This window comes from Nostoc sp. LEGE 12454 (assembly GCF_056620565.1).
Genome location: NZ_JBWQXL010000007.1, coordinates 1 through 14,463, shown reverse-complemented (window position 1 = coordinate 14,463; position 14,463 = coordinate 1). Strand labels below are relative to the sequence as shown.

Here is a 14,463-nt window from a genome sequence, read left to right as displayed (position 1 = left end):
CAGGGGAAGCAGGGGAAGACAAGGGAGAAAATACTACCTTATCCTCCTCATTCTTCTCATCCTCTGCCTGGCTCTTGAAGAAACATGAGTGGAACAAGTGCTGCTAATCGAAATAGGCTAGAGAGGGCGAACAAGCCCAATAAGCCTCCAAACTGAGCAAATTGGACGATGAAGCTGCCTATAGTTATGCCTAAAGCACCACTCGCTCCAGCAACCGCAGCTGCGATCGCAAAATAGATAGACTGATTTTTAATTGGTGCGATCGCCAATTGTATATTGTTGTTGCACAAGTCAATCGCCGCCCAAGTACTTCCAAGCAAGATGTGTAACAGGGGTAACCACAACCAGATGTCAAGGTAGTTAACACCAATCCCCAGCCAAAGCAGTGGTGTGGCTGCAACCAAAATTCCAACACAGATGAGGATGGGACGATTGCCTATCTTGTCTGCTAATTTTCCCCACAAGATAAGCATCAGCAAAGTCGCCCCCGCCTGAAGACTGTTGTAGAAAGTCACATAGCTCACATCCAAATTCAGGGTGTCGAGCATATAGAGGTTAAAAAAAGGACTGCTGAGGTTAACAGCAAGCGTCCAGAAGCTGAAATACAGGAGAAATCTCAAAAAGTTAGAGTTTTTCCAGACGCTGTTATCAGATTGGTTTTCTGGAGTAGGTATAGAGAGTTGACAATTTGATTCAGGTAGAGTTTCTGCTTCATCTTTTACGACCTCTGCCTGAATCTCACTTGTTTGAACTAACTTACCACAATAAGTGTTTTGCAATCGCGGATTCATATCCACCTGGAAATATTGACACCCCAATCCCACAATCCCAAACACAATGCCTACTAGTAGGACTACCCCATAACCTTGTAGAGATCCCCCATACCAATGTGATACAACTAGACCGGCCATTGGTACACAAATCAAATTAGTCAGACTAGCGGCACTATTGCGTGTTCCAAAATACCTGCCTCGCAATCGCCGGGGAACGATCGTTGCTAGCCAACTTAGCCACGATGCGCTTCCTAGTCCCCCCAAAAGATTGCTGAATAGAACAATCAAGAGTGTCAATATCACTAACTGGTGAGTATTAATTACTCCACAGCTTGCACTTACAATACCAATCACTAAAACCAGCCATAGCAGCCGACCAATTCCGTGTGTCCGAAGAGCATATTGAAAGCGGCTAGTGCTGCGTTCAGACAAGTAAGCACCTAACGGCTGAATGAGATTGACCAACATGGGGATAGAGGACAGCATCCCAAATACCACTGGACTAGCACCCAATTCCACTAAGAAATTGCTGAGTAAAATCCCGCCAGTTCCAAGGGAGTAAACCGCTGCTAAGACAGAATCGGCAGTGGAAGCTTTTAAACTAGTGCGAATAGTATCCTTGGGAATTCGAGAGTTTGAAGAGATTGCTGTTGGTGGTGAGGCAATCTGGGTAAATTCCAGAGTCAGTGGCGCAGTTGTTTCAATCTGAACAGAATCCATCAACATAAATTATGGGTGAAGTATCCTCGGACAAATCAGGTTGGAAAGGGACTCAGTATGCTTGAATTAGCATTGCTGATAATTTTTCGTTATTTTAGCTTGCAATTTTCAGCCAAAATTTCAAATAAGTAAAATATCATTCCTTAATAACACAAGGTATAAGCGAGGAAAGAGAATATTATTTGTTTGTGAACAATAAAGGATTATTTAATTTTTTGGCATTAATGATGGCGATCGCGATCGCTATTATTGCTTGTCAAAGCCTACAATTACCCAGCAAACCGTTAGTATCTACCGCAGTCACCATCAAACTTAGTGGTTGGGGAGGCTCTCCCGTTGAGCAAAAACTCTTGAGACAAGTACTGCAAGACTTTGAAGCACAACATCCAACTATTAAGGTCAAATATGAGGTAATTTCCGACCAATACATGGATGTAATCAAAACTCGTTTAGTTGGGGAAGCTGCGCCCGATGTCTTTTATCTGGATGCGCTGGAAGCTCCTTTCTTAATGAGTCAGAATGTCTTAGAACCGTTAGAAAACTACATCACCCCCGAATTTGACCTAACAGATTTTGAGGATGCCCTACTTGACAGTTTCAAATACCAAAATCAGATTTACGGTCTTCCCAAAGACTATTCAACCCTGGCTCTGTTTTATAACAAAAAAGCCTTCGCCAAGGCAGGCTTGAGTAATCCGCCAGCGACTTGGGATGAATTACGTAACTACTCGAAGCAATTGACAGGCAAAATTAACAGATACGGTTTTGGCGAAATTCCAGAATTGGCGCGTCAGGCTTATAAAATTAAAGCCTTTGGTGGACAACTCGTAGATAAAAATGGTTATGCTACTTTTGCCAGTGAGTCAGGTTTACAGGGTTTAGAGTTGGTAATAAACCAGTATCAAAAAGACCGCTCCTCTGCCCAAAAATCTGATGTAGGGACAAACTCAGGTAGTGAAATGTTTGGTCAGAGTAAAGTAGCAATGGTGATTGAAGGTAACTGGGCAATTCCCTATCTAACTGAAACCTTTCCCCAAGTAGAGTTTGCTACTGCACCAGTACCTAGTATTAATGATAAAAAAGGGACGATGGTGTTTACCGTTGCCTACGTGATGAATAATCTTGCACAGCACAAAGCCGAAGCTTGGGAATTGATTTCCTATCTCACGGGTAAAGAAGGAATGCAAAAATGGACAGGAACAGGCTTTGCTTTGCCAACACGTAAATCAGTGGCCAAGAACTTAGGCTACGATCGAGATCCATTGCGATCGCCATTAGTGGCAGGAGTGGATTATGCTACATCCTGGCAGGTGGGGAAATATCCAAGTGCGATCGTGAATAATTTTGATAACCAGTTTGTCAGCGCCTTGTTGGGGCAACAACCATTAAAGCAGGCGATGCTGAACGCAGAAAATGAAGCAAATCAGCAAATTAAGACGATGGAGTAATGCTTAGTCTAAGTAAGTAATCTTTCTTGCCTCTACCAAATCACCTCTGAGTAAAAATTTGCTATTTCCTTATCAGATGTAATTATTGCAGCTTGATTACTTCTGGCTAGTGCAACAACAACTCGATCTACTGGATCTCGATGACCCCATTCTAAATTGACACTTTCCATCCAAATATTTTCATCAATGGGTATAATCTGAACGGTACTAGACTTTTTCAGCCTCACTACGTAATCGTTAAGATTAACTCCTAAATCTAGTTTTTTATTTTTGATTTTTATCGCAATTTCCCATATAGCTATGGAAGGGACAAGACCATTTTTATCCCTTTCCATCTGGTTGCACGCTTCTTTAGCTTGTTCAGAAAGTTTGGCTGGATCTAAACTCCACCAGATTAGGGCACAAGTGTCAAGGACTATCTTCACAATTGTGTCCATTCCTCAGTGGTTGGTGTAGTTAAATCCTCAAAGTACTTCACTTTACCGCGCATTTCCCCAAATAACTCTTCTGTTGAAGGTGCTTGTGCGTATTTGGAAATTTTCACCACTGGCTTACCGCGATCGGTAACTACTATTTCTTCTCCTTCTGACTCCACAAGTCGCAAGAACTCAAGAAGTTGAGATTTGAGTTTACTTTTGGAAATTGATTTCATAATAACCGTAGTCATGACTATAGTCATATTCTAAGAGGATATAGCATGAACTATTGCTCAATATTTATCGGCTATCACCAAGACTCATTGCGATCGCCATTAGTCGCGGGTGTTAATTACGCTACGCCGTGGCAGGTGGGTCAGTATCCAAGTGCGTAGGCGTAGCCCGCCGTAGGCATCGTAAATAACTTTGAAAATCAGTTTGTCAGCGCCTTGTTGAGGCAACAACCATTAAAACAAGCGATGCTGAAGGCAGAGAATGAAGCAAATCAGCAAATTAAAACAATGAATTAAGCAATTAAAAATTATCCTATTTCTCACTATCCATTTTCTGGCGAGACTCCACATTTTCGATAAACTTTTGCATTCCTTGCAAATACGAATTTATTCCAGGTTGGTAAATTTAGAAATGTTCTACTTTTGGAATTAATAAAAGTTGTTTGGGTTCAGGAGCAGCACCACAAAAATATAAAATCACCTTTGGCGATTTAAGAAATATTACAGGTTTATTTGGGATAGGAAAGAGTTTCTCTTGGGCTGATGGCGCTTGAATCCACCAGGCGTGGATGTATTCATCAGAATTAGCAATGGGTAAGCGTTCATCCTTGTAGGGAAGTTTGAAGTCAATGTAACTCGGTAGTGTTAAAAATTGCGAAGTAGGACGAAAGATAAAATAACGCTGCCGAAAAAGTAGTAATAGACAAGTTTAAATGTAGGCGATCGCTACTACTTTTATACTTCTTAGTAGCAGTTTACGAGAATGAAAGTATCGCATTTTACTAAAGTTATTTTCCAACACTGCTAAAAGGTGCGATGTCTACGACTGGCTACGCCTAAGCCATTTTTCTTAGCCTATTGCTAATACAATCCCCATTCTAATTTCAGAGTTTCTAACTTAGTATTTTTGACACTCATTCTCCTACACTCTTCCAAAAAATCTTTGACTTGTCCTTCGTTAAGACTTAAGCCACCATCTTGTAAATTATTAATGTAAGTAATTACATCTGAAGTTGTTAAAGCCGAACTTATTTCTTCTAGAAGAATAGCATTTCTGACTTCCCGGCAAACCAACTCAATATCTGATGAAGTAAATCTCCCACTTTTATCTGCTATAATTTCAAAGTTAACTAGCTGATTCATATCTATTTTTGACAGATAGTGTTTGAATAAATCTATTCTTTCTACTCGATCGGGTGGGAAAACAGGAATCTTCCAATCCAATCTACCAGAACGCTTCAAAGCACTATCAATACCACTCAAATAATTAGTAGCAGCGATGACAATTACATCACTATTTTGCAGATTATTTAATTCTATGAGTAATTGGTTGATAGTTGCCTTTTGGTCTGTGTGTGCGTTGTCATCGTTACGATTAAACCCAATACTGTCTAACCCATCAATGAATAAAAGTGAAGGAGCTTTTTTCTTAGCTTGAGCAAAGATATCTCGAATATTCTTTTGACTTTGCCCTATCCAAACACTGACAATATCAGCAGGAGAGAATTTCAAGAAATATCTCCCAGACTCATTAGCAAAGGCATTTGCTAGTAAAGTTTTACCACATCCCGGTAAGCCATAGAAAAGAATTCCACCAATTGAACTCTTATATCCTTTAGATTGCAGCTTCAGGAGTCTAGTTAGTTTCTCTTTTTCTTCATTCAGCCCTTGTACTTGGCTAAAGTTAAGTTTAAATTCTTTGACGCGGTTAGTAATTGGATATGCTTGTACTAAACTAGGTTTTTTAGCTCCATAATTAAAAGATGGATAGTCGATAGAGTCAAAGGATACTGGGACTAATTGGTGTTTTTCATAATCAGGAGCCATGATTACAACCTGGAAGCGATCGCCATAATATCCAGAAAACTTATATTTTAATATTTCCTTCACTTTTTTCAGTTGGTAATAGTTGCGTGCTATCTCAAAACCGGAAATTACCAACCAAAGACTTTCTAGTTTATTTGGCCATACTTTTGATTTCCTCAAAACTCTTTTAATTGAATCTAAAAAGAGATTGTTATCCTGAAATTCTTGGTATTTTAGAGTTTCTATCTCAACCACTATCCGATTTTTTACATAGACCTCTATGATTTCACTTTGGTACTCTTCGTCATCGTCTGATGTATCTTCATCTCTAGAAGTCAACTTAACTTCACAGCCGACATTAGACAATCCATATCCTAGAATTTCCAATGTTTTAATAGCAAAATATTTAAGATAGATATATTCTTTACTTTCCTGCTGCCATTTCAGAGTGTAAAAATGTTCAGCTTTCATCTTCAGCAATAACTGAGACTCAGCTTGTATTTGAGCCTTTTGTAATTCTACAAAATAATTTTGCAAAGATGCATCATCTTCCTCTATTTCATAATATGGAAGTTCCAATAGTAGACGGAAATGGGCGTACACTTCCTCTTTATGTTCAATAGAAGCTTCATTTGGGTATTTACACCTGAGAGTAAAAGTAAAAGGAATTTTACTAGGAACTCTATCTACCGAGTATCCTAAAGCATCTTCTTGCTGATGAGCTTGAATTTCTAATGCCGATGGACAATGAAACCTAAGTTGCATATCCAGCTAACTTACACAAGCGATGTCTTTTGACTTGCTGCTTTTATCTACGCTTTCCAAAGGTAGAGAATTATTTAATGAGATTAAATATTTTTGTACAGGAGTACGATAAATAATCATGCACAACCCATCGCTACAGTCGGGTTAATGCGGGATTAAGCGGAGGTTCAGTAGTGTTTGAAATCAACAGGCGGCGCAGAAATTCCAGATGGAACATCACTGAAGACTTGGCTGGGTATATGTTCATGATGCCCACCATTCTAGTTTTAGGAACTTTTGTAGTCTTACCCATTCTCTACGCCGTTTTTCTTTCCCTGCAAAAAGTCCAACTTCTTGGCGGTATTAAGTACGAATTCATTGGTTTTCGGAACTTCACGCGATTAGCTGAAGATGAAAGAGTTTGGATTGCTTTGAGAAACACAGCCGAATATGTAGCTATTGTTGTGCCAACTCAAACTATCCTGGTTTTAATTCTGGCAGTAACTCTGAATTCTGGGATTCGCGGTAAAAACTGGTGGCGTATCCTCTATTTTTTGCCGACAGTCACCTCTTCAGCAGTGCTGACGCTCATCTTTATGTGGATTTATAACACTGATGGGCTACTAAACGATTTTCTCGCCTTTGTGGGGCTACCTACTTATAATTGGTTGGGCGATCCAGCAGTTGCGCTCAAAGGCATTACGATCATGAACATTTGGTCAACTGCACCGTTTTTCATGGTGATTTATCTGGCGGCGTTGCAAGATATACCCCAAACACTTTACGAGGCCGCGGAACTTGATGGCGCAAATGGATGGCAGCAATTTATCCACATTACTCTTCCCTTGCTTAAGCCTGTAACCTTCTTTGTGGTAACAGTGGGGGTAATTGGGACTTTTCAACTTTTTGACCAGTCTTACATCTTCTCTGGCGGTACTGGCGGGCCAAACAACGCTACCTTAACTGTGGTGCTGCTGATTTATCAAGCTGTATTTCGAAATTTACAAATGGGATATGCATCTGCGATCGCATTTCTGTTAGCATCAGTCATCATTGCCATCACTTTGATTCAGCGGCGACTTTTTGGAGGCGAACAGATTTGACTAACATTTCTGGCTTCTCCTGGCTCAAAGCCCTGTTGTACGTCTTGCTGACACTCTATGCGATCGTTACCCTAATTCCCTTTCTCTGGGCACTTTCAGCATCATTTAAGCCGCTAACAGAGATTGTCAGTGGTGAACCCAACTTTCTCCCTAAGAATTTTACTCTCGATAACTACAGACAAATCTTTCTCCAAGAACCGCTGTTTTGGCGCTGGTTGTTCAACAGTGTAGCGATCGCTGTCAGCGTCACGCTTTTAAACTTATTGTTAAATTCAATGGCTGGTTATGCTTTGGCAAGACTGCGCTTTGTGGGCAAGCGCTTTTGGTTCTTCCTAATTTTGGCTGTGCTGGCAGTACCGACGCAAATCACCCTAATTCCCACATTTTTGATTTTGAAAGCGATCGGCTGGCTGAATTCTTATCAAGGCATGATTGTTCCTAGCATGGTTAATGCCACTTTTATCTTCATGATGCGACAGTTTTTCGTTAATTTTCCTAAAGAGCTAGAAGAAGCAGCTCAACTCGATGGCTTAAATACCTTTGGAATTTTTCGACACATTGTTTTACCTTTGGCAAAACCAGCACTAGCAGCACAAGCAGTTTTTGTGTTCATGGGAAGTTGGAATAATTTTTTACTGCCCATAGTTATCCTATTTGACCCAGAAATGTTTACCCTTCCTTTGGGGCTGAACACCTTCAAAGGTCAATACATCAGCTATTGGAACTACATTATGGCGGCTTCTATGGTCTTTACCCTGCCAGCTTTAGGTATTTATGCTTTTTTTAATCGTTACTTTATTCAAAGCGTCACCTTTACCGGGGGAAAAGGTTAATAGGCATTGGGCATTGGGCATTGGGCGTTAATTATTCTCCTTTGCTCTCTCTGTTCCCTATGCCCGATTCCCCACGCCCCATTCCCTATGCCCTATTCCCAAAACAGTATTTTGGGCAACAAATTGCACTCCTAACGTGATATTGGTATTACAGCGACTCAATCTCTATCTATCAGTAAACAAGCATTATGGGTTTTGCAGACCTATCGATCGCAGAGATAGCAGCTGACTACAGCATTCCTGTAGAACAAGTGTTTTCTCTGTGCAACCAACTGGGAATCGCCTACAAACACCAAAAGACCCGTTTGGCGTTAGAAGATGCAAGGGCAATTATTTCCCAAATATCGTCTGAGATGCGCCCGAAAGGTACTAGTAACTCAGCGGGTGATAACGAAGTCCCCTGAAGGGTTATCTCAGAACTTTCGCTAATAACTGATAGCTAATGATAAAAAACTAATGAGTCATTAGCAATTAGCAGCTTGGAGATTGAGAATCGCGTTCTTAGCTGTGTTGAGCGTCAAAATCTTTAAGGGGAAACATGTTTATAAGACTAATTGGCGTTGTTGTGGCTACTGTTTTACTCTCGTTTCAGTTGATTGTCGGTAGCGCGACAGCAGTGGAACTAGACAAAGCTACCCGAACAGTGCCATTAAATGCTCAAGGTGATACCGTTGTACTCAGCCTTAAACAAGTCAAAGAAGGCAAACGCTTATTTAATTACGCTTGCGCCCAATGTCATGCTGGTGGAGTTACCAAGACAAACCAAAACGTGGGACTCACTCCAGAGGACTTGGCACTGGCAACACCTAACCGTAACAACATTGAAGGTTTAGTAGATTACCTGAAAAATCCCACTACTTACGACGGGGAAGAAGAAATTTCCGAAATACACCCCAGTCTCAAAAGTGCAGATATTTTCACAGCAGTGCGAAATCTGACGGATGATGACTTGGAAGCGATCGCCGGTCATATTCTCTTACAACCCAAAATCGTTGGTACTAAGTGGGGAGGCGGAAAAATCTATTACTAAATCCCGGAGTTGAGTCATTGGGAATAGGGTATTGGGCATTGGGAATAGGGTATTGGGAAGAATTCAGTCCCTACTCCTAATTCCCCGTTCCCCATTCCCCATTTACTGCTTATTGGACAGCTTTTTGCAATAAATTGCTCTCCATTCTTAAAAAAAAAATTGATCTATGACAGATTGTCATATTTGGTGTTGATTTTATTTAAAATGAGAAAGGGAAAAAAATTGTTTGTTAGGAGAGAGCTATGAAATTAATTTCGGCAAGCTGGCGACGCCTTAGTTTAGCTGTGTTGACAATCCTTTTAGTTGTTAGCAGCTTTGCTGTTTTTACTCCCAGTGCTTCGGCTGAAACCTACCAGGTGAAATTGGGTAGCGATAAAGGACTGCTAGCATTTGAACCGAAAAAGTTGACCGTCAAACCAGGTGACACTATTGAATGGGTGAACAATAAAGTTCCTCCCCATAATGTTGTGTTTGATGCTACCAAAAACCCCACTAAAAGCGCCGATTTAGCTAAATCTCTGTCTCATAAGAAGTTGCTCATGAGTCCTGGCCAAAAGGAAACAACCACCTTTGCAGCAGACGCACCTGCTGGTGACTACACCTTCTACTGTGAACCTCATCGTGGTGCTGGTATGGTTGGTACAATCACTGTCCAATAGCTAGAAACACCAGCGTTTGACACGAGATGATTACTCAGTGAAATTAGCTCATCGCCACACGCTACACTCCTAGAGTGACGCACAAAATGCAGAAATGGCGGTAACGAGTTCTATCCTTCCCTAAGACGCTAAACAATGTGTAGCGTATCGAGGAGTGAACTTGTTACCGCCAATTTTGATCAAATTTGACTTAATCAGGGATTAATCGCGTTTATACTCTTGCTGGAGGCTTGTTGCGAGGAAATACTGTTGAGAATACTTTTATTAATTCTACTGTCGGCGATCGCCCTATTCAAATTCACATTCATTAGTCCAGCACTAGCTGCCGAAACATCTAACGGTGCTAAAATTTTCGAGGCTAACTGCGCTTCTTGCCATATAGGTGGCGGTAACATCCTTATCAACCAGAAAACCTTGAAAAAGGAAGCATTGTCAAAGTACCTAGAAAATTATAATCAAGACTCAATCGAGGCGATTATCCATCAAGTACAAAATGGTAAAAATGCCATGCCTGCTTTTAAAGCCAAGTTAAGTTCTGAGGAGATTCTAGAGGTAGCTGCTTACGTTTTTCAAAATGCAGAACAAGGTTGGTAAAGTAGCTATACTGTATAGTTTTTTTGTGGTGAGCGTTTGCCTATCTTTAGTTAATAGCTAGCTAGACGCTCACCCGAAAACATTAGAGAATTTATTTGTTGGAAATCCCTCTGTGCATTTCTTTCTTGGAACCTTTTAACGAACTTCTAAATTAAGTATTATGTATGACGAACTAGCGATCGCTAATTTGTCAACTACCAAAAACAATATTTTAAACCCAAAACCATGATGTAGAGACGCGATTTATCCTGTCTTGAAACTACACCAATAACTCTTAACCCAAACGTATTGTATTTTAAACAGGAGTTATGCAAAAAATTTTTCAGATAGGGATAATACCCTGCGGTTACTCCAGGGGACAACTCGTAGAGTAACTGCTTGTTTATGAGACACTGCAAATGGTCTAGATAATATTACCCCTACCTGAATCCGAAATTATCAACGGGCGATTATTTTTCTGGATTAGACTTTTGTCTGTTTTCCTTGACTTCGCGCAACCGTTCTACTAATTTTTTATCTGATTCAGCAGCAGATGTAGACTGACCCTGATTGATTCTTGGCAACAATAAAGGTTCAGAAGTAGTAGCTGCCGATGAAGGCGTAGACTGGTTATTTTTAATTTGCAGTTCAGATAATGGTTTGGGAGTAGCTGCTGGTGTAATTAATGGTTTTAGAGTACCTGTTGGTGAGGACGTAGGCGGGTTATTCCTGATTTGTAAATTAGGTAATGGTTTAAAAGTAGCTGCTGGTGAGGGGGTAAGCTGATTGTTATTGATTCCCGGTGTAGATAATGACGAGGGGTTTTGCTCTTGAGTAGTCCCAGTAAGATTGCTCGTGCTGTTTTGGAAACGTAGGTTAAATGGATAGGAACTAATCTGTTTATCACCCTTGGGGGACTGCTTGTTGAAGTATTGCCTTGCTTTTAATTGCAATTCCGGGGAAATTAACTTGTCTTGAAATTTGATATCTAAGACCTTACCATCAGGATCTACAACCAATACTCCCAAAACAGCACCTTCTAGATTTGACTTATTCGTGGATAATGTTTGACGGATGACTGGTTTTTGTTCAGCGTTGGGGTATTGTCGCTGGACTTCCTTTCTCAGGTTGGCGTAGGAGTCTAGCTGTGCAATTGTCTGTTGAGTTCCCTTCGCCGATAAATCCGCTGTTTGTAGGGTGCTTCCCCTAGTTCCAATTAAAGTATCCCCATTCCTGGGAGGTTGTTTTAGAGAATTTATTAGCGGGTTTTGAGCAATTGTAGATGACGCATTCGGAATTGGTTGCGTCATTGGTTGCGAAGTCGTATTTACCTGTGCTGTATTTACCTGTGCTGTTGCAACGGGTGCAGTGTCAGATAAGATTGGAGGCTGGGGATTCCGCAGAAGATCGGCAGGTATTTGCTGTGACTGCAATTCTGGCAACCTATTTACAGCTAGCGGCTTAGGTGGCTCGTATTTGGCGACGCTCTCATTCACATTCACACGAGAAACTGGTCGAGAGAATCTGGCGCTGGTATTAAATTTAGAACTATCAAATTTAGACGCGTCAAACCGCAAATTATCACTAGGAATCATCCGCAAAGACTGCTTTGTAGGCAAGGAAGAGACTCGATAGTTATTCGATGATGCCGGTAGCGGAGGTAATACCAGCTGGCTTGATGGTGATGGCGCTAATGGGGTTAATCCCGGTTGGACGCTAAAGTTTGGAGCTGCAAGTGGGGCGACTGGAGGTAATTGTTGTAAACCAATTTGGGGTGTGCTTTGCGGCAAACGGTTTTGATCGGCTTGGCTCAATTCCAAAAGTCCAACTGTTTTGGATGATGCTGTTTCTTTGGGCTTGTTAGACTCCATCGGCATCAATGGTACGATCATGGCGATCGCACCGTGGATACCAAGGGATGCTATAGCTGCTATCCCAATTGGCTGGCTTAAGATTTCTGGTATATTTTTCAGCAGGGAGACGTAAGACATGGCTGTTATCGTTCACTCACTCAGTTGCAGTTGACTAGCGATTTTCTCTTTCCGGCATTGCAATATCTTGCAAAATATGCGTTCTTCATAAGGAAATAATAACTTCCCCGGTTGGCAATCAAAACGCCAAAATTGCCATTTATTCAAGTTTTTATTAATCTAATGACGCTGTATCATATTTTCAAAATTCGAGCTTGCTAAACAGATATTTGAAAAATTACTACTTTTGATTTTTTATTCTTATGACGCACACAATTCAGATTAATATCTGGGAGTTTTATAAAGTTTAAGTAAACGCACAAGCTTGAATACATCAAAACATCTGCCGAAGTTGCCTTGTTTTTTCAACTGTTTTTCAGTCAACTACACTTCTGTAACAGATGACACACGTGTTTATTCGAGACCAGGCCCTATTTGAAAATACTACCACATCGGTAGCCCTTCAAACTGTTGCAAACTGTACAATTTTATTGACATTCTAGCCTTAAATTCCACCAAAGCTATTGGTTTTTCTCTAAGGGGTAAGTCAGGCGATCGCAATTCTAACTCTTGAATATGACTACTTCTTCGTCAAAAAAGTTCAAACCTTCAATCATTGCATCCAAAATTTTCAATGCCGTTACCGACAGTTATTTTACCTGGATATCTAGAAAGTGCGATCGCTTATCGTCAACTAGAACAATCCCTACAGCAGTTAAATTTTCCCACAGTTACAGTGCCACTGCGACGGCGTGACTGGCTCCCCACTCTGGGAGTAAGACCCGTAATATCGATTTTGCAACAACTCGATCGCACGATCGAGCATATATTGCAGCAACATAATGCTACTCAAATTAACTTAATTGGTCACTCAGCCGGAGGTTGGATATCCCGGATTTACATGGGAGAAAAGCCCTATTTAGCAGGCGGTGATGTCAAACCATTTCTCTGGCAAGCCCATCCCTTGGTTGCTACTTTCGTCACCTTGGGTACACCTCATATTAGCCAAGAACGCTGGACACGCTCCAATCTAGATTTTGTCACCAATAACTACCCAGGAGCTTTTTACAAAAACGTTCGTTACGTTTGTGTGGCTGGCAAAACTATCTTTGGGAAAAGGCGGCCTGGTAGTTGGTTAGCTTACAGTAGTTACCAATTAACCTGTGGTAAGGGTAACACTTGGGGAGATGGCATTACGCCCATTGAAGCTGCTCATTTGGAGGGGGCGGAAAATCTGGTAATTGAAGGTGTCAAGCATTCTCCCAGAAGTCCTGGAATTTGGTATGGTTCACCAGAACCCTTAAAAGCTTGGGTGCAATATTTGATTTAAAAAACTTTATTTTTATATAAGAAAAGTAAAATTTATTAAAATTTCTTAGCTAAAATTGTAATAAGAATAAATACTTAGTTAAGAACAGGAGGGGTGAGCCATGCAAAGCACCCAGTTCGATAAGATTTTGCGACGAATAGCGACGATATTATCAGTCGTGATTTTCACTCTGTGTTTAATTTATATCTCTACCGGAATTTTGCTGTCTTTTTACTATGAACCGACAGCAGGCGGAGCTTATAACTCATTGAAGATGATTAATACACAACTACCATACGGCTGGTTGTTTTGGAGAGCGCATGAAATTGCTGGTAACGGAGTAATTGCGATCGCTCTAATTCAAATTGTGGTGATGTTTTTAGGTCGGCAATTTCGTAAGAGTTGGCTGGCCGCTTGGATTAGTGTGATTTTGTTAACCTTAAGTGCGATCGGGCTGGATTGGACAGCGATGATTTTAGATTGGACTCAGGAAGGGTACTGGCGTTTTAGCATTGAGCTAGGAACCATCGAAGCCATTCCTTTGATTGGTGGGCAACTGCGCGAAATCCTGACTGGTGGTGGAGCCATTAACACAATTACCGTCGAACACCTTTACACAATCCACAGTTATCTGATTTCGGTAGCGACGCTAATTCTCGCCATAGTACATTTGTCTGCTTTACTCTGGCAGGAATGGCAAATGTATCAAGAAGCGCCAAAACCAGAAAGCGAATTTATTCCTTCTCAAGGCTAATAGAAGAGTCAAGAGTCAGGAATTCCTCCCCTGCCCCCCTGCCCCCCTGCCCCTCTGCTCCTCTGCCCCCCTGCCCCCCTGCTCCTCTGCTC

The 14,463-nt window shown here is 41.1% G+C and carries 14 protein-coding genes and 1 pseudogene; 10 read left to right on the top strand and 5 right to left on the bottom strand.

The genetic code is table 11. The features are described 5' to 3' along the window. Positions 1 to 56: 56 nt before the first annotated feature. The gene (locus AC1F2U_RS09520) at positions 57 to 1,493 is read right to left on the bottom strand and encodes an MFS transporter (RefSeq protein ID WP_480260882.1); all 1,437 of its coding nucleotides are present in this window, start codon (positions 1,491 to 1,493) and stop codon (positions 57 to 59) included. A gap of 227 nt (positions 1,494 to 1,720) precedes the next feature. Here AC1F2U_RS09520 and AC1F2U_RS09515 point away from each other — a divergent pair, with 227 nt between their 5' ends. Continuing rightward, positions 1,721 to 2,941 carry an ABC transporter substrate-binding protein gene (locus AC1F2U_RS09515; protein ID WP_480261104.1) on the top strand — a complete coding sequence of 407 codons (1,221 nt, stop codon included), beginning with the start codon at positions 1,721 to 1,723 and terminating at the stop codon, positions 2,939 to 2,941. A gap of 32 nt (positions 2,942 to 2,973) precedes the next feature. Here AC1F2U_RS09515 and AC1F2U_RS09510 read toward each other — a convergent pair whose 3' ends face one another. Together AC1F2U_RS09510 and AC1F2U_RS09505 are read right to left on the bottom strand one after the other, a co-directional pair. Beyond that, positions 2,974 to 3,366 (bottom strand): type II toxin-antitoxin system VapC family toxin, encoded by a 393-nt coding sequence (locus AC1F2U_RS09510; RefSeq protein ID WP_480260881.1) that lies wholly within the window; start codon positions 3,364 to 3,366, stop codon positions 2,974 to 2,976. Continuing rightward, positions 3,363 to 3,608: a type II toxin-antitoxin system Phd/YefM family antitoxin gene (locus AC1F2U_RS09505; RefSeq protein WP_335031008.1), complete on the bottom strand. Its 246-nt coding sequence runs from the start codon at positions 3,606 to 3,608 to the stop codon at positions 3,363 to 3,365. Before AC1F2U_RS09505 ends, AC1F2U_RS09510 begins: the two co-directional genes overlap by 4 nt. 51 nt (positions 3,609 to 3,659) lie before the next feature. Between AC1F2U_RS09505 and AC1F2U_RS09500 the strand changes: the two are divergent. Continuing rightward, a pseudogene (locus tag AC1F2U_RS09500) lies at positions 3,660 to 3,887 on the top strand (hypothetical protein); the annotation flags it as partial. A gap of 564 nt (positions 3,888 to 4,451) precedes the next feature. Here AC1F2U_RS09500 and AC1F2U_RS09495 read toward each other — a convergent pair. Then, positions 4,452 to 6,161 carry an ATP-binding protein gene (locus AC1F2U_RS09495; protein ID WP_480260880.1) on the bottom strand — a complete coding sequence of 570 codons (1,710 nt, stop codon included), beginning with the start codon at positions 6,159 to 6,161 and terminating at the stop codon, positions 4,452 to 4,454. Positions 6,162 to 6,334: 173 nt separating this feature from the next. Between AC1F2U_RS09495 and AC1F2U_RS09490 the strand changes: the two genes are divergently transcribed. From AC1F2U_RS09490 to petJ, 6 genes are all read left to right on the top strand, one after another. Further along, on the top strand, positions 6,335 to 7,243 hold the full coding sequence (locus tag AC1F2U_RS09490) for a carbohydrate ABC transporter permease (protein WP_480260879.1): 909 nt from the start codon (positions 6,335 to 6,337) through the stop codon (positions 7,241 to 7,243). Further along, positions 7,240 to 8,076 (top strand): carbohydrate ABC transporter permease, encoded by an 837-nt coding sequence (locus AC1F2U_RS09485; protein ID WP_480260878.1) that lies wholly within the window; start codon positions 7,240 to 7,242, stop codon positions 8,074 to 8,076. Before AC1F2U_RS09490 ends, AC1F2U_RS09485 begins: the two co-directional genes overlap by 4 nt. 188 nt (positions 8,077 to 8,264) lie before the next feature. Then, complete coding sequence (locus AC1F2U_RS09480; protein WP_480260877.1) at positions 8,265 to 8,480, top strand: hypothetical protein; 216 nt, start codon at positions 8,265 to 8,267, stop codon at positions 8,478 to 8,480. 134 nt (positions 8,481 to 8,614) lie between these two features. Continuing rightward, entirely contained in the window at positions 8,615 to 9,106 is a 492-nt protein-coding gene (psbV, locus tag AC1F2U_RS09475) for a photosystem II cytochrome c-550 (RefSeq protein WP_322671792.1), read from the top strand. 242 nt (positions 9,107 to 9,348) lie between these two features. Continuing rightward, a complete protein-coding gene (petE, locus tag AC1F2U_RS09470) occupies positions 9,349 to 9,765 on the top strand; it encodes a plastocyanin (protein ID WP_480260876.1) in 417 nt (138 codons plus the stop codon). A gap of 249 nt (positions 9,766 to 10,014) precedes the next feature. Then, a complete protein-coding gene (gene petJ / locus AC1F2U_RS09465; protein WP_335005395.1) occupies positions 10,015 to 10,359 on the top strand; it encodes a cytochrome c6 PetJ in 345 nt (114 codons plus the stop codon). 449 nt (positions 10,360 to 10,808) lie between these two features. On the opposite strand, the gene AC1F2U_RS09460 is transcribed toward petJ, so the two are convergent. Further along, the gene (locus AC1F2U_RS09460) at positions 10,809 to 12,329 is read right to left on the bottom strand and encodes a hypothetical protein (RefSeq protein ID WP_480260875.1); all 1,521 of its coding nucleotides are present in this window, start codon (positions 12,327 to 12,329) and stop codon (positions 10,809 to 10,811) included. A gap of 613 nt (positions 12,330 to 12,942) precedes the next feature. On the opposite strand from AC1F2U_RS09460, the gene AC1F2U_RS09455 reads away from it, so the two are divergent. Both AC1F2U_RS09455 and AC1F2U_RS09450 read left to right on the top strand, forming a co-directional pair. Continuing rightward, positions 12,943 to 13,638, top strand: a complete 696-nt coding sequence (locus AC1F2U_RS09455; RefSeq protein ID WP_480260874.1) for an esterase/lipase family protein — start codon at positions 12,943 to 12,945, stop codon at positions 13,636 to 13,638. Between the two features lie 100 nt (positions 13,639 to 13,738). Then, entirely contained in the window at positions 13,739 to 14,371 is a 633-nt protein-coding gene (locus AC1F2U_RS09450) for a cytochrome b N-terminal domain-containing protein (protein WP_480260873.1), read from the top strand. The last annotated feature ends 92 nt before the right edge of the window (positions 14,372 to 14,463 follow it).